24 protein-coding genes, 1 tRNA gene and 1 pseudogene are annotated in these 24,457 nt (G+C 63.5%); 8 read left to right on the top strand and 18 right to left on the bottom strand.

Features of this window, described 5'->3' with window-relative positions; all coding sequences use genetic code 11:
- Window positions 1-16 precede the first annotated feature (16 nt).
- The 17 genes and pseudogenes from P6U29_RS19940 to P6U29_RS19860 form a co-directional block, all read right to left on the bottom strand.
- Window positions 17-1,525: an NADH-quinone oxidoreductase subunit M gene (locus P6U29_RS19940; protein WP_407119101.1), complete on the bottom strand. Its 1,509-nt coding sequence runs from the start codon at window positions 1,523-1,525 to the stop codon at window positions 17-19.
- Window positions 1,526-3,619 carry an NADH-quinone oxidoreductase subunit L gene (gene nuoL / locus P6U29_RS19935; protein ID WP_407119100.1) on the bottom strand — a complete coding sequence of 698 codons (2,094 nt, stop codon included), beginning with the start codon at window positions 3,617-3,619 and terminating at the stop codon, window positions 1,526-1,528.
- An 8-nt stretch (window positions 3,620-3,627) separates the two neighbouring features.
- Window positions 3,628-3,936 carry an NADH-quinone oxidoreductase subunit NuoK gene (gene nuoK, locus P6U29_RS19930; protein ID WP_092028826.1) on the bottom strand — a complete coding sequence of 103 codons (309 nt, stop codon included), beginning with the start codon at window positions 3,934-3,936 and terminating at the stop codon, window positions 3,628-3,630.
- Entirely contained in the window at window positions 3,933-4,571 is a 639-nt protein-coding gene (locus P6U29_RS19925; protein WP_027575307.1) for an NADH-quinone oxidoreductase subunit J, read from the bottom strand. Before P6U29_RS19925 ends, nuoK begins: the two co-directional genes overlap by 4 nt.
- 9 nt (window positions 4,572-4,580) lie before the next feature.
- Window positions 4,581-5,075 (bottom strand): NADH-quinone oxidoreductase subunit NuoI, encoded by a 495-nt coding sequence (gene nuoI, locus P6U29_RS19920; protein WP_210342510.1) that lies wholly within the window; start codon window positions 5,073-5,075, stop codon window positions 4,581-4,583.
- Window positions 5,076-5,083: 8 nt separating this feature from the next.
- Entirely contained in the window at window positions 5,084-6,151 is a 1,068-nt protein-coding gene (gene nuoH, locus P6U29_RS19915) for an NADH-quinone oxidoreductase subunit NuoH (RefSeq protein ID WP_407119099.1), read from the bottom strand.
- 10 nt (window positions 6,152-6,161) lie between these two features.
- Window positions 6,162-8,237 carry an NADH-quinone oxidoreductase subunit NuoG gene (gene nuoG / locus P6U29_RS19910; protein ID WP_407119098.1) on the bottom strand — a complete coding sequence of 692 codons (2,076 nt, stop codon included), beginning with the start codon at window positions 8,235-8,237 and terminating at the stop codon, window positions 6,162-6,164.
- 5 nt (window positions 8,238-8,242) lie between these two features.
- Window positions 8,243-9,568, bottom strand: a complete 1,326-nt coding sequence (gene nuoF, locus P6U29_RS19905) for an NADH-quinone oxidoreductase subunit NuoF (RefSeq protein ID WP_122403004.1) — start codon at window positions 9,566-9,568, stop codon at window positions 8,243-8,245.
- A gap of 15 nt (window positions 9,569-9,583) precedes the next feature.
- Entirely contained in the window at window positions 9,584-9,790 is a 207-nt protein-coding gene (locus P6U29_RS19900) for a hypothetical protein (RefSeq protein WP_407119097.1), read from the bottom strand.
- Window positions 9,790-10,401 carry an NADH-quinone oxidoreductase subunit NuoE gene (gene nuoE, locus P6U29_RS19895; protein ID WP_407119096.1) on the bottom strand — a complete coding sequence of 204 codons (612 nt, stop codon included), beginning with the start codon at window positions 10,399-10,401 and terminating at the stop codon, window positions 9,790-9,792. The genes P6U29_RS19900 and nuoE overlap by 1 nt, the downstream gene beginning before the upstream one ends.
- Before the next feature lie 12 nt (window positions 10,402-10,413).
- Window positions 10,414-11,376, bottom strand: coding sequence for an FkbM family methyltransferase (locus P6U29_RS19890; RefSeq protein WP_407119095.1), 963 nt, complete (start codon window positions 11,374-11,376; stop codon window positions 10,414-10,416).
- A complete protein-coding gene (locus tag P6U29_RS19885; RefSeq protein ID WP_407119094.1) occupies window positions 11,376-12,572 on the bottom strand; it encodes an NADH-quinone oxidoreductase subunit D in 1,197 nt (398 codons plus the stop codon). The genes P6U29_RS19890 and P6U29_RS19885 overlap by 1 nt, the downstream gene beginning before the upstream one ends.
- A gap of 2 nt (window positions 12,573-12,574) precedes the next feature.
- Window positions 12,575-13,186, bottom strand: a complete 612-nt coding sequence (locus P6U29_RS19880) for an NADH-quinone oxidoreductase subunit C (protein WP_407119093.1) — start codon at window positions 13,184-13,186, stop codon at window positions 12,575-12,577.
- A 10-nt stretch (window positions 13,187-13,196) separates the two neighbouring features.
- Window positions 13,197-13,784 (bottom strand): NuoB/complex I 20 kDa subunit family protein, encoded by a 588-nt coding sequence (locus tag P6U29_RS19875; protein ID WP_407119092.1) that lies wholly within the window; start codon window positions 13,782-13,784, stop codon window positions 13,197-13,199.
- Window positions 13,775-14,140: an NADH-quinone oxidoreductase subunit A gene (locus P6U29_RS19870; protein ID WP_008136158.1), complete on the bottom strand. Its 366-nt coding sequence runs from the start codon at window positions 14,138-14,140 to the stop codon at window positions 13,775-13,777. Before P6U29_RS19870 ends, P6U29_RS19875 begins: the two co-directional genes overlap by 10 nt.
- Before the next feature lie 737 nt (window positions 14,141-14,877).
- On the bottom strand, window positions 14,878-17,124 hold the full coding sequence (locus P6U29_RS19865) for a TonB-dependent siderophore receptor (protein WP_407119091.1): 2,247 nt from the start codon (window positions 17,122-17,124) through the stop codon (window positions 14,878-14,880).
- A gap of 176 nt (window positions 17,125-17,300) precedes the next feature.
- Window positions 17,301-17,817 (bottom strand): annotated as a pseudogene (locus P6U29_RS19860) (MarR family winged helix-turn-helix transcriptional regulator).
- 418 nt (window positions 17,818-18,235) lie between these two features.
- Here P6U29_RS19860 and P6U29_RS19855 point away from each other — a divergent pair.
- The 6 genes from P6U29_RS19855 (at window position 18,236) to P6U29_RS19830 (ending at window position 22,416) form a co-directional block, all read left to right on the top strand.
- On the top strand, window positions 18,236-18,439 hold the full coding sequence (locus P6U29_RS19855; protein WP_407119090.1) for a hypothetical protein: 204 nt from the start codon (window positions 18,236-18,238) through the stop codon (window positions 18,437-18,439).
- Window positions 18,440-18,598: 159 nt separating this feature from the next.
- A tRNA-Asp gene (locus tag P6U29_RS19850) sits at window positions 18,599-18,675 on the top strand.
- Window positions 18,676-18,878: 203 nt separating this feature from the next.
- Window positions 18,879-19,193, top strand: coding sequence for an HU family DNA-binding protein (locus tag P6U29_RS19845; RefSeq protein ID WP_035704017.1), 315 nt, complete (start codon window positions 18,879-18,881; stop codon window positions 19,191-19,193).
- A 117-nt stretch (window positions 19,194-19,310) separates the two neighbouring features.
- Window positions 19,311-20,561 carry a peptidase T gene (gene pepT / locus P6U29_RS19840; RefSeq protein WP_407119089.1) on the top strand — a complete coding sequence of 417 codons (1,251 nt, stop codon included), beginning with the start codon at window positions 19,311-19,313 and terminating at the stop codon, window positions 20,559-20,561.
- A 139-nt stretch (window positions 20,562-20,700) separates the two neighbouring features.
- Window positions 20,701-21,201, top strand: a complete 501-nt coding sequence (locus tag P6U29_RS19835; RefSeq protein WP_407119088.1) for a hemerythrin domain-containing protein — start codon at window positions 20,701-20,703, stop codon at window positions 21,199-21,201.
- Window positions 21,202-21,285: 84 nt separating this feature from the next.
- Complete coding sequence (locus P6U29_RS19830; RefSeq protein WP_407119087.1) at window positions 21,286-22,416, top strand: MFS transporter; 1,131 nt, start codon at window positions 21,286-21,288, stop codon at window positions 22,414-22,416.
- Between the two features lie 64 nt (window positions 22,417-22,480).
- Here P6U29_RS19830 and P6U29_RS19825 read toward each other — a convergent pair whose 3' ends face one another.
- Window positions 22,481-23,371, bottom strand: a complete 891-nt coding sequence (locus tag P6U29_RS19825) for a hypothetical protein (RefSeq protein ID WP_407119086.1) — start codon at window positions 23,369-23,371, stop codon at window positions 22,481-22,483.
- Window positions 23,372-23,729: 358 nt separating this feature from the next.
- Here P6U29_RS19825 and P6U29_RS19820 point away from each other — a divergent pair, with 358 nt between their 5' ends.
- Both P6U29_RS19820 and P6U29_RS19815 read left to right on the top strand, forming a co-directional pair.
- Entirely contained in the window at window positions 23,730-23,966 is a 237-nt protein-coding gene (locus tag P6U29_RS19820; protein WP_407119085.1) for a hypothetical protein, read from the top strand.
- A gap of 120 nt (window positions 23,967-24,086) precedes the next feature.
- Window positions 24,087-24,449, top strand: a complete 363-nt coding sequence (locus P6U29_RS19815; RefSeq protein WP_407119084.1) for a hypothetical protein — start codon at window positions 24,087-24,089, stop codon at window positions 24,447-24,449.
- The last annotated feature ends 8 nt before the right edge of the window (window positions 24,450-24,457 follow it).

Here is a 24,457-nt window from a genome sequence, read left to right as displayed (position 1 = left end):
ATCCTGACCTGCCCGATCACTGGAGCAGTGCGGCGGCCTTCACGGCCGTCACGGCGGTGTTGTAATTGTTGACGAGTTGCTGGACCGAGGCGGCCGACATGTCGAGCACCGGCTTCGGCCAGACGCCGAACAGGATCGTCAGCGCGATCATCGGAAACAGCGTCAGGCACTCCCGGAAGGTGAGATCCTTCATGCTCATCAGCGACGGCTTGACCAGTTCCCCGAACACGACCTTGCGGTAGAGCCACAGCGCGTAAGCAGCCGACAGGATCACACCTGATGTGGCGAAGAACGCGGTCGGGATCGAGACCTTGAAGGTGCCGAGCAACGTCATGAACTCGCCGACGAAGCCGCTCGTGCCGGGCAGACCGACATTGGCCATGGTGAAGACCATGAAGGTCATCGCGTAGAGCGGCATCCGGTTGACGAGGCCGCCATAGGCCGCGATCTCGCGGGTGTGCAAGCGGTCGTAGACGATGCCGACGCAGAGGAACAGCGCGCCGGAGACGATACCGTGCGAGATCATCTGGAACATGCCGCCGGCGACGCCCTGCATGGTGCCGGCGAAGATGCCCATGGTGACGAAGCCCATATGCGCGACCGATGAGTACGCGATCAGCTTCTTCATGTCCTCCTGCATCAAGGCCACCAGCGAGGTGTAGATGATGGCGATGGCCGAAAGCGTGAAGATCAGCGGCGCGAAGTCGTGCGAGGCCAGCGGGAACATCGGCAGCGAGAAGCGCAGGAACCCGTAGCCGCCCATCTTCAGCAGGATCGCGGCGAGGACCACTGAGCCCGCGGTCGGCGCCTCGACGTGCGCGTCGGGTAGCCAAGTGTGCACCGGCCACATCGGCATCTTCACCGCAAACGAGGCGAAGAAGGCAAGCCAGGCCCAGGTCTGCAAGGACCGCGGCACGGCGGTGTGCATCAGGGTCGGGATGTCGGTGGTGCCGCCGTTCCAGTACAGCGCCATGATGGCGAGCAGCATCAAGACCGAGCCGAGCAGCGTGTAGAGGAAAAACTTGAACGACGCATAGACCCGGCGTGGACCGCCCCAGACGCCGATGATCAGGAACATCGGAATCAGGCCGCCCTCGAAGAACAGGTAGAACAGCACGAGATCGAGCGCCGAGAAGGTGCCGACCATCAGCGTCTCCAGGATCAGGAACGCCATCATGTATTCGCGGACGCGGTTGGTGATCGCCTTCCAGCTCGCGATGATGCAGAACGGCATCACCGCGGTGGTGAGGATCACGAGCGGCAGCGAGATGCCGTCGACACCCATATGGTAGGTGATGCCGGTGGCGAGCCAGTTCGCCTTCTCGACGAACTGGAAATCCGGGTTTGCAGGATCGAAGCGCATGACCAGGATCACCGACACCGCGAAGGTGATCAGCGTGGTCCAGAGCGCGATCCAGCGCGAATTGCGCCGGGCCGCCTCGTCATCGCCACGGCTGAGATAGACGATCAGCGCGCCGACCAGCGGCAGGAACGTCGTGACCGAAAGAATGGGCCAGGTTGTCATTTACTGGCCTCCAAAGCCGAACATGAACCAGGTGATCAGGCCGGCCGCGCCGATCAGCATGGCGAATGCGTAGTGATAGAGATAGCCGGTCTGGATCTTCACGACGTTGCGGGTGACGTCGAGCACGCGAGCAGAGACGCCGTCGGGTCCGAAGCCGTCGATGATGAAGCCGTCGCCCTTCTTCCAGAGCTGGTAGCCGATCCACTTCGCCGGACGGACGAAGATGAAATCGTAGAGCTCGTCGAAGTACCATTTGTTGAGCAGGAACTGATACAGCCCCGGCTGCTCTTTGGCGAGTTGGACCGGAATGTAGGGCCGCTGGATATAGAACAGGTACGAGATCAGGAAGCCCAGCACCATCATCACCGTCGGCAGGAAAGCGATAGTCGCGGGGATATGGTGCATCTCCTCGATGATGTGCGGGTTCATCTTCACGGACTCGCGGAAGAACTCCTCGATGCCGTGACCGGCGAACAGCTCTTTGAACGGGAAACCGGCCAGGATCGAGCCGACCGCCAGCACGCCGATCGGGATCAGCATCCAGATCGGGCTCTCATGCGCGGCCTCGTAGTGATGCTCGTCATGCGGCTCGCCATGGAAGGTCTTGAAGATCAGGCGCCAGGAGTAGAACGAAGTCAGGCCGGCGGCGACGACCGTCATCAGGAAGCCATACATCGCGAACGGATTGTGCGCGGCATAAGCGGACTCGATGATCGCGTCCTTGGAGAAGTAGCCGGCGGTGAGCGGGAAACCGGTCAGGGCCAGCGTGCCGACCACCATCACCGCATAGGTGTAGGGGATCTTCTTCCAGAGGCCGCCCATGTTGCGGATGTCCTGCTCGTGGTGCATCGCGTAGATCACCGAGCCGGAGCCTAGGAACAGCAGCGCCTTGAAGAAGGCGTGCGTGAACAGGTGGAACATGCCGACCGAATAGGCCCCTGCTCCCATCGCGACGAACATGTAGCCGAGCTGCGAACAGGTCGAGTAGGCGACGATGCGCTTGATGTCGTTCTGGACGAGACCGATGGTCGCCGCGAAGAACGCCGTGGTGGCGCCGAAGAACATCACGACGGCCTGCGCGTTCGGTGCGAGCTCGAACAGCGGCGACAGCCGCGCCACCATGAACACGCCGGCGGTGACCATGGTCGCGGCGTGGATCAGCGCGGAGACCGGGGTCGGGCCTTCCATCGCGTCCGGCAACCAGGTGTGCAGCAGGAACTGCGCCGACTTGCCCATCGCACCCATGAACAGGAGGAGACAGGTCAGGGTCAGCGCGTCGGCGTGCCAGCCGAGGAAGTTGATGGTCTTGTCGGTGAAGCTGGGCGCGGCATGGAAGATGGTCTCGAAATCGGTCGAGCCGGCCAGCATGAAGATTGCGAAGATGCCGAGCGCGAAGCCGAAATCGCCGACGCGGTTGACCACGAAGGCCTTGATGGCGGCGGCGTTCGCCGAGGGCCTCTGGTACCAGAAGCCGATCAGCAGATAGCTGGCGAGACCCACGCCTTCCCAGCCGAAGAACAGCTGCACGAGATTGTCAGCGGTCACCAGCATCAGCATGGCGAAGGTGAACAGCGAGAGATAACCAAAGAAGCGCGGCCGGTTCGGGTCCTCATCCATGTAACCGATGGAATAGAGGTGCACGAGCGAGGACACGGTCGTCACCACCACCAGCATCACGGCGGTGAGCGTGTCGACCCGCAGCGTCCACCAGACCTGGAGATCACCCGAGAAGATCCAGGGCAGCAGCTGGATGCGGGCGTCATGGTGCATGAAGCCGACATCGACCAGCGTCATCCAGGACAGCGCGGCCGAGACGAACAAGAGTGCCGTGGTGATCAGCTCGGCCGCGCGCGAACCGGCCGCCGGCGGCTCGTGGTCGTGATGGCCCGGCTCGTCATGGGTCTCGTGAATGACGCTCCCCTCCTCCTTGATGGAGGCAGCGGAGACATGACCGTTATTCGCACCATTACCGTGCGCCTCGTGGTGATGCTCGACGGTGTCGCCTGAGGGGTTGCGCCCATGCGCGCCCACAAGCGCAATCAGGCCGGCCAGAATGGCGCCCAGCAGAGGCAGGAAAACGATTGCCTGAACCATTTGAGAGCTCAGCCCTTCATCAGATTGACGTCCTCAACCGCGATCGAGCCGCGGTTGCGGAAATAGACCACCAGGATGGCGAGACCGATCGCGGCTTCGGCGGCCGCAACCGTCAACACCAGCAGCGCGAAGACCTGGCCGACGATGTCGCCGAGGAAGGTCGAGAACGCCACGAGGTTGATGTTGACCGAGAGCAGGATCAGCTCGATCGACATCAGGATGACGATGATGTTCTTGCGGTTCAGGAAGATGCCGAGGATCCCGAGCGTGAACAGGATCGCGCCGACCGCCAGATAATGTCCGAGCCCGACCGTCATTTCACCCACTCCGCAGCATCGGCGTCCGAGAGCCCCTGCCCCGACGCTACCTTGCGCATCGCCATCGCCATGTCGGGCGTGCGTGCGTTCTGAACGTTGATGTCCTGCCGCTTGACCTTCGCCTTATGCCGCAGCGTCAGCACGATCGCACCGATCATCGCAACCAGCAGCACCATGCCGGCGAGCTGGAAGTAGTGGATGTACTTCGTATAGAGCACGAGACCGAGCGCCTCGGTATTCGAGACATTCGTGGGGATCGCCGCCGTGATCGTCTTGGAGACGCCGGGGTTGATGACCCAGAAGCCGACCGTGAGCAGCAGCTCGAACAGGAAGATGCCGCCGATCACGAGGCCGACCGGCAGATACTCGATGAAGCCCTCGCGCAGCTCGAGGAAGTCGACGTCGAGCATCATGATCACGAACAGGAACAGCACCGCGACCGCGCCGACATAGACGACGATCAGCATCATGCCGAGGAACTCGGCACCCATCAGCACGAACAGGCCGGAGGCGTTGACGAAGGCCAGGATCAGGTACAGCACGGAGTGCACGGGATTGCGCGAGACAATCACCATCACGGCCGAGGCGACGCAGACGCCGGCGAAGAGATAGAAGAACAGCGCGGGAAGGATCATGCCCTCACCTCACCGGTACGGCGCGTCGAGCTCGATCGCTTTCGCGATCTCGCGTTCCCAGCGGTCGCCGTTGGCGAGCAGCTTGGCCTTGTCATAATAGAGCTCCTCGCGGGTCTCGGTCGCGAACTCGAAGTTCGGGCCTTCGACGATGGCGTCGACCGGACAGGCCTCCTGGCAGAGGCCGCAATAGATGCACTTCACCATGTCGATGTCGTAGCGCACGGTGCGGCGGGTGCCGTCGTTGCGGCGCGGGCCGGCCTCGATGGTGATGGCCTGCGCCGGGCAGATCGCCTCGCACAGCTTACAGGCGATGCAGCGCTCTTCGCCGTTCGGATAGCGGCGCAGCGCGTGCTCGCCGCGGAACCGCGGCGAGATCGGGTTCTTCTCGAACGGATAGTTGATGGTCGGCTTCGGCTGGAAGAAGTAGCGCATGGCGAGGAAGAACGCCGAGACGAATTCCGACAGCAGAAGCGAGCGTGCAGTGGCGTTGACGTTGATACCCATGACGGCCCTCACTTCGGCGCGATGCCGGCGAAATGCAGCACGCCGGCCACCACGACCACCATCACCAGCGACAGCGGCAGGAACACCTTCCAGCCGAGGCGCATCAGTTGGTCGTAGCGGTAGCGCGGCACGATCGCCTTCGCCATCGCGAACAGGAAGAACATGAAGAACAGCTTCAGCGAGAACCAGATGATCCCCGGCACCCAGTTGAAGGGCGGCAGATCGACCGGCGGCAGCCAGCCTCCGAGGAACAGGATCGTCGCCAACGCGCACATCGTGACGATCGCGACATACTCGCCGAGCATGAACAAGAGGTACGGCGTCGAGCCGTATTCGACCATGAAGCCAGCGACGAGCTCGGATTCGGCTTCGACGAGGTCGAACGGCGGACGGTTGGTTTCCGCCAGTGCCGAGACGTAGAACACCACGAACATCGGGAACAGCGGCCAGACGTACCAGTTCAGGATGGTGAGCTGCGGCAGCCCGATCAGGCTGGCAAGACCGCGCGCATGCTGGGCCTCGACCACGGCCGTGAGGTTCAGCGTGCCAGCGCAGAGCAGCACCGTGATGATGACGAAGCCGATCGAGACTTCATACGACACCATCTGCGCCGCCGAGCGCAGCGCGGCCAGGAACGGATACTTCGAGTTCGACGACCAGCCGGCCATGATGATGCCGTAGATCGACAGCGACGAGATCGCGAAGATGAAGAGGATGCCGACATTGATGTCGGAGATCACCCAGCCAAGATTGGTCGGGATCACTGCCCAGGCGGCGAGCGCGAGCACGCACGACACCAGTGGCGCCAGCAGGAACACGCCCTTGTTGGCGCCCGCCGGGATGATCGGCTCCTTGAGCACGAACTTCAGGAGGTCGGCGAAGGACTGCAGCAAGCCCCAGGGCCCGACCACGTTCGGACCGCGGCGGATCTGCACCGCCGCCCAGATCTTGCGGTCGGCGAGCAGGATGTAGGCGATCGCGACCAGGAGGACGACGAGCACCAAGACGCTCTGCGCGACCATGACGATCAGCGGCCAGAGGAAGCCGGTCCAGAATGCGCTTTCGAAGAATTCCATCAGATCACGCTCACTCTGCTGCGGTCAGCATGTGCCCGGAGGCGAGGCGCGAGCATTCGGCCATCACGGCGGACGCACGCGCGATTGGGTTGGTCAGGTAGAAGTCCTCGACCAGGGGCTTGAACGGCGCCTTTTCCGGCGAGCCGCCCTTCCGTGCAAGCTTCTTGATCTGGTCGGCGGAGCCGGCCTCGATCTGGCCGAGACGGATCAGATGCGGCACGGCCTTGAAAATCGCCTGACGCAGCGCCGAAAGCGAGTCGTAGCCGAGCTTCTTGCCGAGCGCCTCCGACAGCGCGCGGACGATCGCCCAGTCCTCGCGGGCTTCGCCCGGCGGGAATGCGGCGCGGCCGGTCATCTGCACCCGGCCTTCGGTGTTGACGTAGATCGCGGACTTCTCGGTGTAGGCGGCGGCCGGCAGGATCACGTCGGCGCGATGCGCGCCGCGATCGCCGTGGGTGCCGATATAGACGACGAAGGTGCCGTCAGGCGCCTTGATCTCGTCGGCCCCGAGCAGAAACAGCAAGTCGAGTGTGCCGAACGTCGTCATCTGCGCAGCGTTCAGGCCTCCGCTCGTCGCGGAGAAACCGATATCGAGCGCACCGACGCGCGAGGCGGTCTCATGCAGCACGCCGAAGCCGTTCCAGCCGTCCTTCACCGCCCCGACGTCGATCGCGAGCTTGGCGCTAGCGGCGAGAATGGCGGAACCGTCGTGACGGGCGGCCGCGCCTGCGCCGACCAGGATGATCGGATGCTTGGCGTTCTTCAGCACGTCAATGAAGGAGTGCTTGCCGGCGGCGAGCTCGCCGAGCGTATCGGTGCCCGCGCCGAGATGGTCGTAGTCGTAGGTCAGGTCGGCCTTGGCGCCGATCACGCCGACCTTGAAGCCGCCGGCGCGCCAGCGCTTGCGAATGCGGGCGTTGAATACGGCCGCCTCCTTGCGCGGATTGGCGCCGATGATGAGCAGCGCATCGGCCTGCTCCACGCCTGCGAGCGTCGGATTGAAGATGTAGGAGCCGCGGCCGAGAGCAGGATCGAAAGCGTCGCCGCCCTGCACCGCCAGATTGCTCGAGCCGTACTTGGTGAGCAGATCCTTCAGCGCGAACATCTCCTCAACACCGGCAATATCTCCGGCGATCGCGCCGATGCGCTTGCCGTCGGTGCGCGCCGCCTTGGCGGCGATCGCGGCGAAGGCCTCGGGCCAGCTCGCTGCACGCAGCTTGCCGGCTTCGCGGATATAGGGCCGATCGAGGCGCTGGGTGCGCAAGCCGTCGACGATGTGGCGGGTCTTGTCGGAGATCCATTCCTCGTTCACGGCCTCGTTGATCCGCGGCAGGATGCGCATCACCTCACGTCCGCGGGTGTCGACGCGGATCGCCGAGCCGAGACCGTCCATGACGTCGATCGACTGGGTCTTGCCGAGCTCCCAGGGACGCGCCGCGAACGCATAGGGCTTCGAGGTCAGCGCGCCGACCGGGCAGATGTCGACGAGATTGCCTTGCAGTTCCGACGTCAGCGCATGCTCGAGATAGGTCGTGATCTCCATGTCCTCGCCGCGGCCCGTCGCGCCCATCTCGGGAGCGCCGGCGACTTCCGCCGAGAAGCGGACGCAGCGCGTGCACTGGATGCAGCGGTTCATCGAGGTCTTGACCAGCGCGCCGAGATATTTGTCCTCGACGGCGCGCTTGTTCTCGGCGAAGCGGCTGGTGTCGACACCATAGCCCATCGCCTGATCCTGCAGGTCGCACTCGCCGCCCTGGTCGCAGATCGGGCAGTCCAGCGGATGGTTGATGAGAAGGAACTCCATCACGCCTTCGCGTGCCTTCTTCACCATCGGCGAACGCGTCGAGATTTCCGGCGGCTCGCCCTTGGGGCCCGGACGGCAGTCGCGCACGCCCCATGCGCAGCTGGCGACCGGCTTCGGGCCGCCCTTCACCTCAACGAGGCACATCCGGCAATTGCCGGCAATCGACAGCCGCTCGTGATAGCAGAAGCGCGGAATCTCGGCGCCGGCCGCCTCGCACGCCTGAAGCAGCGTATATTCGGCGGGGACATCGATCTCTTTGCCGTCGATGATGAGCTTGGTCATGTCTCTTACTCCGCCGCGACCATGTTCACGGGATCGCGGACGCCGATGTCGTCAACATCGGCCTTATGCGAATACTGGTCGATGCGCGCTTCGATCTCGTGACGGAAATGCGCGATCAGACCCTGGATCGGCCAGGCAGCGGCATCGCCGAGCGCGCAAATGGTGTGGCCCTCGACCTGTTTCGTCACTTCAAGCAGCATGTCGATCTCGCGCTTGTGCGCGCGGCCTTCGGCCATGCGGGTGAGCACGCGCCACATCCACCCCGTGCCCTCGCGGCACGGCGTACACTGGCCACAGCTCTCATGCTTGTAGAAATAGGAGATGCGGGCGATCGCACGGATCAGGTCGGTCGACTTGTCCATGACGATCACGGCCGCAGTGCCGAGGCCCGAGCGCAGCTTGCTCAAGCTGTCGAAATCCATCGGCGTGTCGATGATCTGCTCGGCCGGCACCATGCGCACCGACGAGCCGCCGGGGATCACGGCCTTGAGGTTGTCCCAGCCGCCACGGATGCCGCCGCAATGCTTGTCGATCAGCTCACGGAACGGAATGCCCATGGCTTCTTCGACATTGCAGGGCCGCTCGACATGGCCGGAGATGCAGAACAGCTTGGTGCCGACATTGTTCGGACGGCCGATGCCGGCGAACCACGCCGCGCCACGGCGCAGAATGTCGGGCGCGACCGCGATGGACTCGACGTTGTTGACGGTGGTCGGGCAGCCGAACAGGCCGACATTGGCCGGGAACGGCGGTTTCAAGCGCGGCTGGCCCTTCTTGCCCTCGAGGCTTTCGAGCAGCGCGGTCTCCTCGCCGCAGATGTAAGCGCCGGCGCCGTGCGCGACATAGAGGTCGAACGGCCAGCCGTTGACGTTGTCCTTGCCGATCAGCTTCGCTTCATAGGCCTGGTCGATCGCGGCCTGGAGGCGCTCACGCTCGCGGATGAATTCGCCGCGGACGTAGATGTAGCAGGCATGCGCATTCATCGCGAAGCTCGCGATCAGGCAGCCCTCGACCAGGAGATGCGGATCGTGCCGCATGATCTCGCGGTCCTTGCAGGTGCCGGGCTCGGACTCGTCGGCATTGACGACGAGATAGCTCGGCCTTCCGTCGGTCGATTCCTTCGGCATGAAGGACCATTTCAGACCGGTCGGGAAGCCGGCGCCGCCGCGGCCGCGCAGGCCCGACGCCTTCATCTCGTTGATGATCCAGTCGCGGCCCTTGTCGATGATGTTCTTGGTGCCATCCCAGGCGCCGCGGCGCCGCGCGCCCTCGAGCCCCCAATCGTGGAGGCCGTAGAGGTTCTTGAAGATGCGGTCCTTGTCCTCGAGCATTTCAGTGCTTTCCGATCAACGATTGGACTGCTTGTAGGCAAGTCCGGCGGCGCAGATGCCAAAGGTCAGCGCCCAGAGCAGACTGGATTCCAGCGACGCGTTCAGGCCGAAACGCTGCAGCAGGAAAATGAACGTGGCCGCCACCGCGGCATGCATCGCGATGAAGCCCCACTTCTTCATGGCACCGCTCCCCTCTACCGAAGGCGACGAAAGATCACGCATCAGGTGACCTCCTTCAGCGTGGTCGGTCCGGTGATCGGCGCCGAAAACTGGCGGCCGTTCTGGGGACCGGGCTTGGGCGGATTGCCCGAAGCAAACCCATCGAGCACCTTGCCGAAGCTTTCCTTGGTCAGGTCCTCATAGGTGTCCTTGCCGATCAGCACCATCGGCGCGTTCACGCAAGCGCCCAGGCACTCCACCTCTTCCCAGCTGAAATTGCCGTCCTTGGAGAGATGGAAGGGCTCGTGATGGATGCGGTGCTCGCAGACGTGGATCAGGTCCTCGGCACCGCGCAGGCGGCAGGGCGTGGTGCCGCAGACCTGGACATGGGCTTTCTTGCCCACGGGGGCGAGCTGGAACATCGTGTAGAAGGTCGCGACCTCCAGCACGCGAATATAGGGCATGTCGAGCATGTCGGCGATGACGCGGATCGCGGCTTCCGAGACCCAGCCGTTATTCTGTTCCTGCGCGCGCCAGAGGATGGCGATGACGGCGGAAGCCTGGCGTCCGGCCGGATATTTCGCGATCTGCTGCCTGGCGAATGCGAGGTTCTCCTCCGTGAACGCGAAGCTCGCGGGCTGGACTTCCTTCGGTGCTAATCGGCGAACGGACATAGCTTCAATCTCTCACTGCATGCGGCGCGCGGTTTTCGCATTCATGGCTTCGATCCTGTCCTGCCAGAATGCGCTTGCGGTGCCGAAAACATTGTAGCCGACGTGGGTCGAGACCTTGATGCGGTCGAGGATCGACAGCTCGGTCACGGTCTCCATCCGGTTGCTGCGCGGATCGAACACGATCAGCTTCAGCGGGGTCTGTTCGAGGATGAAGCGCGACACGGCATGAGAGCGGTCGCTACCGTGCTCCTCGCACATGATGACGCTGTCGGCCTGCAGCAGCCGGACGCCGCCCTTGATCGCCTCGATCTCGACACCCTCGACGTCGAGCTTGATCAGGTACTTGCCGGTGGCCGCAACCTTGCCCTCGTCGATCAGATCGTCGAGCGCAATGACCGGCACCTCTTCGCCTCCCGCGGACGGATCGCCGGCGATGCTGAAGGCCTCGTGCTTGGTGCCCGACAACCGCGCGGTGCCGCGGGCCGCGCCGATGGCGCATTTCATGGTCTCGAAGCGGCCAGCGTTGACGCGGGCGTTGTTGGCGAGCTTCGGATAGTTCTGGCCCGACGGCTCGATCGCAATCGCCTTGTGCGCGCCGAAGGGCTTGCTCGACACCAGCACCGACCAATAGCCGTAATTGGCGCCGCAATCGAGCAGCGTGTAATCGACGTCGATGGAGTCGGCGAACAAGAGCTCGAGCTCGTCCTCATAATTGTACGAGCGGTTGAGCAGCTTGCTCCAATAGCCGTCGCCGTAAGGAAATTCGAACACGGCGTCGGGATTGAGCCTGATCGCGATGTTGCGCTCGGGCAGCGTCTTGCGCAGCAGGTTCGCGCAGGCGATGTAGCCCATGTGCGAGAAGTGCGAGGAGATCTTCGATCCCGTCACCAGCGCCAAGGCAGCCGTCCGCTCCCACAGGTTGGCCCCTTCAAGGGCCCCCGAGGCGCGGTCAAACTGGATTGGCGCCTGCGCCATCACCGATCGACCTCTCCGAACACGATGTCGAGCGAGCCCAGGATCGCCGAGACGTCGGCGAGCAGATGGCCACGGCAGATGTGATCCATCGCCTGCAGATGGGCAAAGCCCGGCGCGCGGATCTTGCACTTGTAGGGCTTGTTGGTGCCGTCGGCGACGAGATAGACGCCGAACTCACCCTTGGGCGCCTCGACCGCGGCGTAGACTTCGCCGGCCGGCACGTGGACGCCCTCGGTGTAGAGCTTGAAGTGGTGAATCAGCGCTTCCATCGAGCGCTTCATCTCGCCACGCCGCGGCGGGGCGACCTTGTTGTCAGCGACGACAACGGGGCCCTTGCCGTCGGGCGCGTTCAGCTTCTGGATGCACTGCTTCATGATGCGCACGGCCTGGCGCATCTCTTCCATGCGGATCAGGTAGCGGTCGTAGCAGTCGCCGTTCTTGCCGATCGGAATGTCGAAATCCATCTCGGCGTAGCACTCATAGGGCTGCGACTTGCGCAGATCCCAGGCCGCGCCCGAGCCGCGCACCATCACACCCGAGAAGCCCCACTCCCAGGCCTCTTTCAGCGGCACCACGCCGATGTCGACGTTGCGCTGCTTGAAGATGCGGTTGGCGGTGAGCAGACGATCGAGATCGTCGACGACCTTGAGGAACGGATCGCACCAGGCCTCAATGTCGTCGATCAGCTTCTGCGGCAGGTCCTGATGCACGCCGCCGACACGGAAGAAGGCCGCATGCATGCGGCTGCCGGAGGCGCGCTCGTAGAACACCATCAGCTTCTCGCGCTCTTCGAAGCCCCACAGCGGCGGGGTCAGCGCGCCGACGTCCATCGCCTGCGTGGTGACGTTGAGCAGATGCGAGAGGATGCGGCCGATCTCGCAATAGAGCACGCGGATCAGCTGGCCGCGGCGCGGCACCTCGATGCCGAGCAACTTTTCGGCAGCGAGGCAGAAGGCGTGCTCCTGGTTCATCGGCGCGACGTAGTCGAGCCGGTCGAAATAAGGGATCGCCTGCAAGTACGTCTTCTGCTCGATCAGCTTTTCGGTGCCGCGATGAAGCAGGCCGATATGCGGATCGACGCGCTCGACCACCTCACCGTCCAGCTCCAGCACGAGGCGCAGCACGCCGTGCGCCGCCGGATGCTGCGGCCCGAAGTTGATGGTGAAGTTGCGAAGATTCTGCGGTTGCTCGTTCATGGTCAGCTCTTCGGCCCCGCTTTTTCATCCCCCGGCAACGGATAGTCCGCCCCTTCCCACGGCGAGAGGAAATCGAACTTGCGGAATTCCTGGCTGAGCCGGACCGGCTCGTACACCACCCGCTTCTCCTGGTCGTCGTAGCGGACCTCGACGAAGCCGGTGAGCGGGAAATCCTTGCGCAGCGGATGGCCCTCGAAGCCGTAGTCCGTGAGGATGCGGCGCATGTCGGGATGGCCGACGAAGAACACGCCGTAGAGATCGTAGGCCTCGCGCTCGAACCAGTCGGCGCCGGGGAAGACGTCGATCAGCGACGGCACCTGCGTGGTCTCGTCGGCCTGAGCCTTGAGCCGGATCCGCGCGTTCAACGTCGGCGACAGGAAGTGGTAGATCACGTCGAAGCGCTTCTCGCGATCCGGGTAGTCCACCGCCGTGATGTCGGTGATGCTGACGAAACGGCAGTTCGGGTCATCGCGGAGGTACTTGACCACCTCGACGATCTTGCTGGCCTCGACATCCACGGTCAGCTGATTGAAGGCCACGGAGTGACCGGTCGCGGCGCCCGAAAGCGCGCTAACGATCGTCTGCCCCAGGGCGTCGAGCTTGGCGTCGTCCATGACGTAAACCTTAGCGTTCGATGGTGCCGGTGCGCCGGATCTTCTTCTGCAGCAGCAGCACGCCATAGAGCAGCGCTTCCGCCGTGGGCGGGCAGCCCGGCACGTAGATATCGATCGGCACGATGCGGTCGCAGCCGCGCACGACCGAGTAGGAATAGTGGTAGTAGCCGCCGCCATTGGCGCAGGAGCCCATCGAGATGACGTAGCGCGGCTCGGGCATCTGATCGTAGACCTTGCGCAGCGCCGGGGCCATCTTGTTGGTCAGGGTTCCCGCGACGATCATCACGTCGGACTGGCGCGGCGAGGCACGCGGGGCGAAGCCGAAGCGCTCGACGTCGTAGCGCGGCATCGACACCTGCATCATCTCGACCGCACAACAGGCAAGACCGAAGGTCATCCACATCAGGGAGCCGGTGCGCGCCCAGGTGATGAGATCGTCGGTCGCGGCAACGAAGAAGCCCTTGTCGGACAGCTCGGAATTGACCTCGAGGAAGAACGGATCGTTGGCCCCGACCGGCTTGCCGGTCGACGGATCCAGGATGCCCTTCGGGGCCGGCGCGATGACCGGACCGGTGGACGATGCGGGGTTCAATCCCATTCCAGTGCTCCCTTCTTCCATTCATAGGCGAACCCGACCGTCAGCACGGCGAGGAACACCACCATGGACCAGAAGCCGGTCGCGCCAAGCTTGCCGAACGCCACCGCCCACGGAAACAGGAACGCCACCTCGAGGTCGAAGATGATGAAGAGGATGGCGACCAGATAGAAGCGGACGTCGAACTTCATGCGGGCGTCGTCGAAGGCGTTGAAACCGCACTCATAGGCCGAAAGCTTTTCCGGGTCCGGCTGCTGGAACGCCACGATGAAGGGCGCGATCAGCAGCACGAGACCGATGAGGCCCGCTACGCCTATAAAGACCACGAGTGGAAGATAGTTCTGAAGAATGCCGCTCATAGACGAGCCCTTTTTCCCGCGGCCTCGGGACAGCCACGGATTCGTCCGATTTGGAATTATTCTGAGCCTTAGCGCAGTGCACCAATGGGCGCAAGACACGCTGTTTTCAGGCCGTTTGCCGCTCCCAGAACGGTGAAAATCCCGGAATCACCCCGCGGCTGGTATGAAGCAGATCGCCCGCCCCAGCAAGGGCAGTGACGGTTTCGCAGGCCCGCAGTTCTGACATTGCGGCGCGCGGGCCAAGGCAGCTATCGGCCGCGCTTTGACCGACCAAAATGTACGGTTTTTCTGGTGCGGCAGCGCGTCCAGCCCCGGCAACGACCGGCGCAGGCACCCTCCCGCCGCCCCTGACATATTTTGCCAAGCGTCCTTTTGCCAGGGTCTTGCCAAGAGTCCTGGTGCGGTTCAGCCAAGAGGGCGCTGCTGCGATCAGGGCAGGTGCAACAAAGGACACCTATCCACAGCCGCAAACGATCAGAGAGCCATGCGCCATGAAGGGGCCGGGGCTCGTCTGGCGAATGCGTCGGCAGTCAGCTCCATACCGGCCGCGAGCGCGGCGGCGGCGACTTGCTGGTTGGTCGCTCGCGCCGCGCTCGGATGAGCTTCGGGCTGGGGGCATGGCCCGTGAGCTCATCGTGACGGCAGATCAGCGGTCGTCCAGGCGGAGCCGAAGGACCGTCACGATCAGTTGGTCCAAGTCCCAGAGCCTGCCGCCACGGTCCTGCCCTCGCCTGTCCTCACCATTTGTAGGAGACGCTGGCGGTGACGCGCCGGCGGTCGCCATAGAAGCAGGACGTCGGGAACGAACAGCTCGCGACGTAGATCTTGTCGGTCACGTTGATCACGTTGATGGCCGTGCGCCAGTTCTGCCATTCGTAATGAAGGGCGAGATCGCCGAGCACCACCGCGGGAACCTCGAGGGTGTTGGCGGGGTCGGCCCAGGAGGAGCCGACGTAGCGCACGCCACCGCCGAAACCAAAACCTTCAAGCGGCCCATCCTTGAACGTGTAGTCCGCCCACCCCGAGACCAGAAGCTGAGGCGTGTTGGTCGGCGTCTTGCCGACCAGCGTCGGATCGAGATCCCTGCTGTTGAAGAGGTGATAGGCGGTGAAGGCGCCGATCAGCTTGAGTTCCTTCGTGGCATTGGCCACCGCTTCGAGCTCGATGCCGCGAGAGGTCACCTCACCGGTCTGGTTGAGCAAGATCGGCGTGCCCGCGGTCGTCGCCACGTTCTGACGCTTCAGATCGAACACCGAAGCCGTGAAATAACCGTCGAACCCCTTCGGCGCGACCTTCACGCCGATCTCGGCCTGTTGTCCAGTCTCCGGCAGGAACAGCTGGTTGCTGGCGTTGAGACCGATGACCGGATTGTAGCTCGTCGCATAGGAGACGTAGGGTGCGATGCCGCTGTCGAAATTGTAGATCAACCCGGCCCGCCCGCTGAACTTGCTGTCATCGCGGCTTGCGACCGTGGCCCCGGTATCACGGGCCGCCTGTGTCGTCTCGACCCAGTCATTGCGGCCGCTCAGCACCAGCGTGAAGTTGCCGAGCTTCATCTGATCTTGGAGATAGGTGCCCGCCTGCTTCTGCGTGATGAGGAAGTTGCGGAACGGAGCGCCCGTGAGCGGGATGTTGAAACCGTAGACGGGATTGAAGACGTTGATCGAAGGGACAGTGCCGAAATTGAAATTCTGATAGTCGTCGATCTGATAGCCCCTGAGATCGACGCCGAACAGCATCGTGTGTCGCACCGGCCCCGTATTGAAGCGATACTCCAGCTGGTTGTCGAGATTGGCCTGGTTCGCGGTGTTCTTCGCATACCAATTATATCGGGCCATCGTGGCCGTATTGATGTTGTCCCAGCCGTTGCCGATGTAGCCGCGATAGGTCAGATCGATATGCGCAAACCGCGCATTCTGACGGAACGTGAGGTCGTCGGTGAGATTGCGCTCGAACTGGTAGCCGAGCATCTCCTGCTCGCGCGTGAACTTGTCGACGCTGGGATCGCCGACGAAGAAGCTGGTCGGAATCTTCCCGAACGGCGCGTTGGTCACCGTGCCCTGGTAGGGCAGGAAGTTGATGCCGCGAGTGTCCGTCTTCGACGCCGATGCGAGAACCGTGAAGGTCGTATCGGCATCAGGCTTCCAGGTGAATGACGGTGCGATGAAGTAGTTGTTGTCGGGCGTGAAGTCGACCTGCGTGCCACCGTTCCTGACCTCGCCAACCACGCGGTAGAACAGCTTGCCGTCCTGAGGCTGCGTCGCGACCGGCCCGCCGAAATCGAAGCCGATATAGGCGTTGCCGAAATTGTTGACGCCGGTCTCGATGTAACGGATCGGTTCGGCCGGCGGCATCTTGCTGATGACGTTGACGATGCCGCTCGGGCTCGATCCGCCATAGAGCACGGCGGACGGACCGCGCAGCACCTCGACGCGTTCCATGTTGGACGGCGGCAGACGCCAGCTCGCATAGGAGGTGTAGAACAGCTGCATGCCATCGAGGAACAGTCCGATGTCGTCGGACTTGAAGCCGCGGATTAGCCACCAATCGTTGCGGGTGTCCGCACCGAAGGTCCCTGCCCGCACGCCAGCGGTGTAGCGCAGCACCTCGTCGAGCTTGTTCGGCTTCTGGTCGCGGATCTGCTCGGCGCCGATGACGGACACCGATTGCGGTGTTTCCATGATCGGCGTGTTGGTCTTGGTGCCGGACGAGCTGCGGTTCGCGACGTAACCGTGCACCGGGCCACGCGGCGTCTCGACGAAGCCGACGTCGCGCCGCGGCTGCGGGTTGTTTCGATCGGCCTGCACCGATGACCGCGTCGCACGGCGCTGTGGGGGCGCAGCAGCACGTCTCCGAGCTTCCGGCGCGGTGACGGTCACCGACGGCAGGTTCTGCGCGCCACTCTGCGCGGAGGACTGTGCGAGCGATGCCTGCGGCATCAAGACCCAAGCGGATGCGGTCGCCAACACGGCCGACCGCAGCATTCCAAGACTGTTCAACGCGCCACCCCAAAGCTGCATGTTTGACGCATCATGCCGCCTGTCCCGGAACGGCATGCGCTTGCGGTGACGCTTATGTGAGGGCGCGCGATTTCCCTAATTGAAAGCTTCTTAGAAGGGCTCTTAGAAGCGCTCCAATAGTTCCGCGTGTTGCAGCGAGATCAGCGCAAATTCTTCTCGCTCTCGAGCATCTCGGCGGCGATCGCCGTGAGCTGATCGACGTGCCGCAGCAGTGCATGGAGTTCGGATTCGCTCAGATGTTCCGGCAGGCGGCCGTTGCGCTCCTGCGCGCCGTCGACGATCGCATCATGCGCGGCGAGACCCGTCGCGGTCAGCGAGATCAGCACCTCGCGGCTTGTCCTTCGGATTGGCCGTTTTTGCGATCAGCTTGCGCGACAGCAGATTGGCGAGTGCACGGCTGATCTGTCCCTTGTCCTGGCCGACGGCTTCGGCGAGCCGCGCCACACTCATCGGCGGCCGCCGGCCGAGCGAAGCGACGAGACCGAACTCGACCGAGTTCAGTCCAGTCAGGCGCTTGTAGCGCAGGATGGCGCCGCGCTTGAGCAAATTGGCGAGCACCATCAGCCGCGACGACAGCATCGCGGTGATGGGCGCCGCCGCCTCGCTGTCGTCCGATTTCGACGACCTCGACGCGTTCCTGCTCTCGGTCTGGCTCATGAGCCCACCTCTGCCAAGAAAGCCGGGGCGTGCCAAGCCCGGGTCACGGCGGGCGCAAATAAGCCGCCGCGAGGACCGCTCGAACTTGTGAGCCGCGCGATCACCTCGGCCTCGCCCGTCCGGTGGCGGCGGGTATGGTCAACGACATTCTCATGGCATTGTGGTGCGGACGCCGTGCACTACTCCGTGCTCTCGGCGGCGGTCACGACCACGCTTGGCGTCCTGTTGTTCGTCTGGGCCGCCCGCGATCCGGGGATCGAGCCGGCGGCCGCCTGACTCCGCTGCAGGCCAACCGCCCGGCGAAACTCGCCGCGCAGCCAGATGAAATCATTTTGCGGAACCCGCGAAACCATCCGGAAACAGATCGCCCTTAGTAGAAGAGCCCATAGACGGCGGCAAAGCCCGTCGGGAGGCTCAGATGAACCACTCTATTCACTCTGCTGATCGTGCGACCCACCTGAAGATCGTGGTGGTGGCGCTGGTGGCCGGCATCGTCGTGGCCGGCTTCGGGATCGCAGCCCGCACCCATGCCGATTACGGCCAGACCGCCCAGTCCACCCATGTGATCAAGGCCGGCAAGCCGGTGGTGGTGACGAGCGCGGGGACGTCGGAGATTCGCTGATGCGGTCTCTTCCGAGCTGACCAATGGCCGCCTCCAGGCGGCCTTTTTCGTTTTCCAGTGCAATGCTTGGCCGGGACGCCCTGGGGAAGCGCAACGTCCTTGACTTCACCATGTCCCCCCTTTAAGTCCCCCTCGTTCCGCGCGCGTTCAGCGAACCACGCGGGAGTAGCTCAGTTGGTTAGAGCGCCGGCCTGTCACGCCGGAGGTCGCGGGTTCGAGCCCCGTCTCTCGCGCCATTTTGGCAATCCTCTCATAGTCTTAGCCCGAACTTCTCGACGCCTTTCGCGGCTCTGCGAGCCATTGCAGGCGTCCGCCGGGAACTCTCGGCATAGTCAGCCCGCGCCCGAATCGTCTACGCCTGAAAGGACTTAGAGGGATCCCCGCATTCCCGGCTTTTTCCAGGGACTCCCTGTCATTGGATAACCCGAGGAGGCCAGTCATGGCTAAGAAGGATTCGGCGAAGAAGGCAGCCGCTCCCGCCACAATCACGCTCAAGCACCTCGCCGCTGACATTGCGGAGCGCCAGGATCTATCGAAAAAGCACGCCGAAGCCGTCCTGACCGACATGGTCGACCTGATCGCCAAGCACCTCAAGAAGGGCGACCGTGTCCGTATCGTGGGCCTTGGAATCCTCCAGGTCCGCAAGCGCGCCGCCCGCACCGGCCGCAATCCTGGCACGGGAGAGGCGATTCACATCAAAGCGAGCAGGAAGGTCGCGTTCCGCCCGGTGAAGGAACTGAAAGAGGCGATCTAGCACTTACGATTCATTAGGCCCTGATCGGAGCTCGTTCTGGCCGCATCATGATCCGCTTTTCTGATATACCGCCTGCGTCCCAAGACCTGCTCCCTAAGCCCGGCGGTTTAACCAGAAATGTCCTCCCTCACCTTTTCGCATACCGTGACCGAGCGCTTCCTGCGCTACGTCACCATCGATACCCAGTCCGATCCGGAATCCCCTAGCTCGCCCTCGACCGAGAAGCAGAAAGATCTCGGCCGCGTGCTCGCCGCCGAGCTGAAGGCGATGGGCGTTGAGGACGCGCATCTCGACGATTACGGCTATGTCTACGGCACCATCCCGGCCAACACCGACAAGAAGGTGCCGGTGATCTGCTTCTGCTCGCACATGGACACCTCGCCCGATGTCACGGGCAAGGACGTCAAGCCGCAGGTCGTAAAGAACTATCGCGGCGGCGATATCGTGCTGCCGGGCGACACCAGCCAGGTGATCCGCTTCGCCGAGCACTCCGCGCTGAAGAGCCAGATCGGCAACGACATCATCACCACCGACGGCACCACGCTATTGGGGGCCGACAACAAGGCCGGCGTCGCCGAGATCATGGATGCCGCGCATTTCTTTCTCAACAATCCCGACGTGAAGCACGGCACCATCAAGATCCTGTTCACGCCGGACGAGGAGATCGGCCGTGGCGTCGACAATGTCGACCTGAAGAAGCTGGGCGCCGATTTCGGTTACACCATGGACGGCGAGAGCGCCGGCTGCGTCGAGGACGAGACCTTCTCGGCCGACGGCGCCACCATCACCATCAATGGCGTCAGCGCCCATCCCGGCTACGCCAAGGGCAAGATGGAGCACGCGATCAAGATCGCAGCCGCCATCATCGAACGCCTGCCGAAGGAGGGCTGCTCGCCTGAGACGACCTCGGGCAAGCAGGGCTTTCTGCATCCGATCGGCATCGAGGGCGCGCTGGAACAGGCGACCCTCTCCTTCATCGTCCGCGACTTCACCGAGGAAGGGCTGAAGGAGAAGGAGGTCGTGCTCGAGACCATCGTCAAGGACGTGATGAAGGACTATCCGCGCTCGACATACAAGTTCGAGGTGCGCGAGCAGTATCGCAACATGAAGCAGGTGATCGATCGTCACCCGCACGTTCTCGAATACGCCATCGAAGCCATCCGCCGTGCCGGTCTGCGCCCGATGCGCACCGCGATCCGCGGCGGCACGGACGGCTCGCGCTTGTCGTTCATGGGCCTGCCCTGCCCCAACATTTTCGCCGGCGAGCACGCGTTTCATTCGCGGCTCGAATGGGTGAGCCGGCAGGACATGGAAAAGGCGGTGCAGACGATCGTGCATCTGGCCATGATCTGGGAGGAACGGGCCTAGGTCTCGTACCGACACAGGCGAACCTGGCTACCCGCTGCGCCCATCCCGACAGCGCGCCGGTGCGGCCGAGCCTAGGAACCGGTCGGTGCGCCGGCCGTTACCGCCTGTCCGCTTCAGAAAGCCCCGATAGAGCGCCGCTGTGACGCCATGGCCCGACCAGGCGGGGTCGCCGACCTCACCGGAGGAGCACCGTTACGAAATCGTCCGCGACTTCATCAACAACTATCATGAGAAATCCGAGGAGGAGCACGTCTTCCCGCGCTTCAAGAAGGCCGGACGGATGATCGACCTCGTCGATACGCTGTTGGCGCAGCATCAGGCCGGCCGGAATGTCACCGAAACGATCATCAGGCTGGCCCCTTCGGGCCGCAGCAGTGTCGACGACCGCAGACAGCTCGTGGCGGCAATGCAGTCCTTCATCAGGATGTACAGGCCGCATGCGGCGCGCGAGGACACCGATCTCTTCCCGAAGCTGAAAGATCTGGTGTCAACGAACGAGTACGACTCGATGGCGGAAGAGTTCGAGAGAAAGGAGCACCAGCTCTTTGGCGAGGACGGCTTCGAGAGGATGGCTGCGCGCGTCGCAGAGCTCGAGCAGACGATGGGCATTCGTGACCTCGCGCAGTTCACGCCGCACTAAGCGGCGGCTCCCCAGCCCGCCAGGATCAGGGCTATGAAAAAAATTCCCGCGCACGCCTCGCCCGCTTTCACTTTCGTGCTGACAATGGGCGTGGTCAATCTGTTCGGCGACGTCACTTACGAGGGCGGCGCGAGCATCAATGGTCCCTTCATGGCCTCGCTCGGCGCAAGCGCGGCGGCCGTCAGCATCACAGCCGGTGCGGGTGAGTTCCTCGGCTATTCGCTGCGGCTCGGTGCTGGTTACCTAGCAGACCGCACCGGTCGCTATTGGCTCATCACCTTCGCTGGTTACGTCATCAACCTGTTTGCGGTTCCAGCCATGGCGCTTGCCTGGAATTGGCAGACGGCCGCCGCATTCATTCTTGCCGAAAGAATCGGACGCGCGCTGCGCAAGCCGACGGTCGAGGCGATGCTCTCCTACACCACGGGCGAGCTCGGCAAGGGATGGGTCTACGCTGTCAACACCGCGCTGGACGAGATCGGGGCCACCATTGGCCCGCTTCTGATCGCCCTGGTCCTGCTCCTGAAAGGAGACTATCGGACTGGTTATGCGCTTCTGCTGATATCCGCCATGTCCGCGCTGCTTGCGCTGGTCGTCGCACGCGCGAATTTCCCGTTGCCGTCCCGGCTCGAGCAGGGCCAAACGGCGCCGGCGCGAAGCTTCGCTCGTCCGTATTGGCTGTACATGCTGGCGGGTGCCTTGTTTGCCGCCGGCCTCATGAGCTTCGAGCTGATCTCGTACCATCTATCAAAATCGAAGATCGCCTCCGAGCAGTGGATTCCAGTCTTGCTGGCAGTCTCGACGGCGTTCGGCGTGCTCGCGAGTCTCGCCCTGGGCAGGCTCTACGATCACCTCGGTCTCCCCGTGGTGATCGGCGCGGTGTGCCTCTCCGCCCCGTTCTCACCGCTCGTGTTCCTCGGAGACTTTCAACTGGTGCTCATCGGCATGCTGTTGTGGGGTGTCGGCTACGCGACCCAGGATACCCTGCTCAAGGCGCTCGTCGCCGAGGTGCTTCCCGAGGGAAAGCGCAACCTGGCGTTCGGTCTGTACTACGCTGGTTATGGCGTTGGGTGGCTGGCCGGCAGCATCGTCACCGGCGTCCTCTACGACCGTTCGATGACGGCGCTGATCGTGTTTTCGATTGCGATGCAGCTATCGGCGGTGCCGGTCTTCGCCCTGGCACGGCAAACGCAAGGGCAGCCAGCCACCCAGTGATTAGCCAGGGAAGTCGGTCGCACCCGCCAACGAGAGCGGCCGACACGATCTTGCGCGAGCGATCCTACGGCACCGGCATCGCGCGCGGATTGCGATGGAAGCGATTTGAACTCGCCATCCAGTTCGGCAACGGTTCTCCATCACGATGCCGTCCGCCGGCGACGGCCGCAGCCCAGGCCACCGCAGCACCAATCAGGGTCGCGGCTGCGACCGAGAACGCCACGATGATCGAGTTGCGCCTGGCACGGTTGATGGCCGTCTTCGAGTCCGCGATCAGCGCATTGACCCGCCGTTCGGCGTCAGGGGCCGCCAGTCCCGTGATGGCGGCGACCTCTTGCACGAGATAGGCCCGATCATCGGTGCTGACGCCGCTGTGGCTGGACGACGTCATCAGGATCCGTCCTGCTTCGGCGCGGGCTTCCCTGAGATCAGTGTTTGGCGCGCGGCGCGGCGCGCGGAACAGCTTGTCGAGCTCATAGCTCAGCAGCGGCTCGGCCGCGGACATGTTGCTTGCCGAGCTGCGCATCGGCGAACGGTCGATCGCAGCAGCGCCGAGAAGCGCGAGCAGAGCTGCGCCCAGCAGCACCGCGAGAGCCCAGGCCGTCAGGCCATGCAGGCCGTCGCGACGATCGTCATCGCCCTCGATCTTGGCCGGCGCCAGCGCCGGTCGCGTTGTCCGGCCGGCGATGTAACCGCCGAAGCCGAAGCTGATGATGGCCTGGATGATCAGATACAGCCCGGAGAGCAGCGCCAGCGCTGCCGAGGCATCGCGCCACGACGGCGAGGCCGAACTGACACCCAGGCCGATGGCGACACCAAAGCTGATCAGGATGAACGACATTGCGCCTGCAGCAAGTGCGCCTGCGAACACCGAACTCCACTGGACGATGCGGGGAGACTCGCCCGTCAGGCCGCCCTCCATGATTTCTTCCCGCATGAGAGTTTCGACCGTCATCGCGGCGCTCTCAACGCAGGCCGAAGAACGACAGGATCGCCATGATGACGACGATCAAGCCGATCAGATAAATCAGTCCGTCCATGTCCGTCCTCCTCACTTTCTTCTGCTCGCTAATCGCGAGGTATGAGGAACGTTCCAAATTGGACAGATCGGCGGGAACGAACCGGCGAGTCGGGAATTATCCGCCCAAGTCCCAAGGATAGAGAATGTGAGCACATGAGGCCTCAGCCGGTTCGTCCGGCTGGGGCCTTTCCGCGTTGCGGCCAGCTTGCCCGCCCCTGTCCTATGTTAAGGACGCCAGGGCCGGGATCATCAATGATGCAATGGGGCGGAACCTCCAGGTCAGGAGAGGCGCGTGGATCGCAGAACGGCATGCCTGCATCAGGCGAATGCATTCCGGGAGAAGGCTCTCGCCGATCCCGAGCACCACGACCAATGGATCGACGAAGCCATCAAATGGCTGGAACGGGCGATGGAAGCGAGCTGTCACGCCGTCATCGCCATGGAGGCTGACGGCGGCAGCGACGCTCCGGAGCCGGCCCCTATGATGGACGCCATGGCCCCACATCGGCGCGTCATTATCCGCCAGTGAGAGGCGCTGGCGACGTATCCACCGCTGCGGCAATTGTTCCAAGGACGTAACAATGTTGCGGGTCGACACTGTTCCCGCGCCCATGCTAGGCCGAGCACAGACCGCACCCAGAGTGACATCGTGCCCGCAAACCGCCAGCCCTCAGGATCCTGCAGCTCGCGCAACTGGCGCGGGCTGCTGTCCGTGCTGATCGCGGCGGTCTATCTGCTCGCGAGCACGCTGCACGGCTCGCACGACATCGACGTCACCTCGCCCGGCGGCGGCTCGGAGATCGCTGCGGTCCTTGATGGCCCCGCGGGCAACAGCGACCATAAGATCATCGGCAGCCATCACTGCCATGGCTGCTTCTCGCTGACGGTGACGCAGCAGGCGCCATTGACCGCATCGGTTACGCTCGTGTCCGCAGCAAGCCCGCAACGTGCACCCCGGCTCGCCGGAATTGTCCTGGATACCGACTCCCCGCCTCCCAAACATATTGCCTGAACGGATTG

This window comes from Bradyrhizobium sp. LMG 9283, from assembly GCF_045571415.1.
Lineage (GTDB): Bacteria > Pseudomonadota > Alphaproteobacteria > Rhizobiales > Xanthobacteraceae > Bradyrhizobium.
The sequence above is the reverse complement of the archived record's forward strand: the minus strand, read 5'-3'. Positions and strand labels throughout refer to the sequence as shown.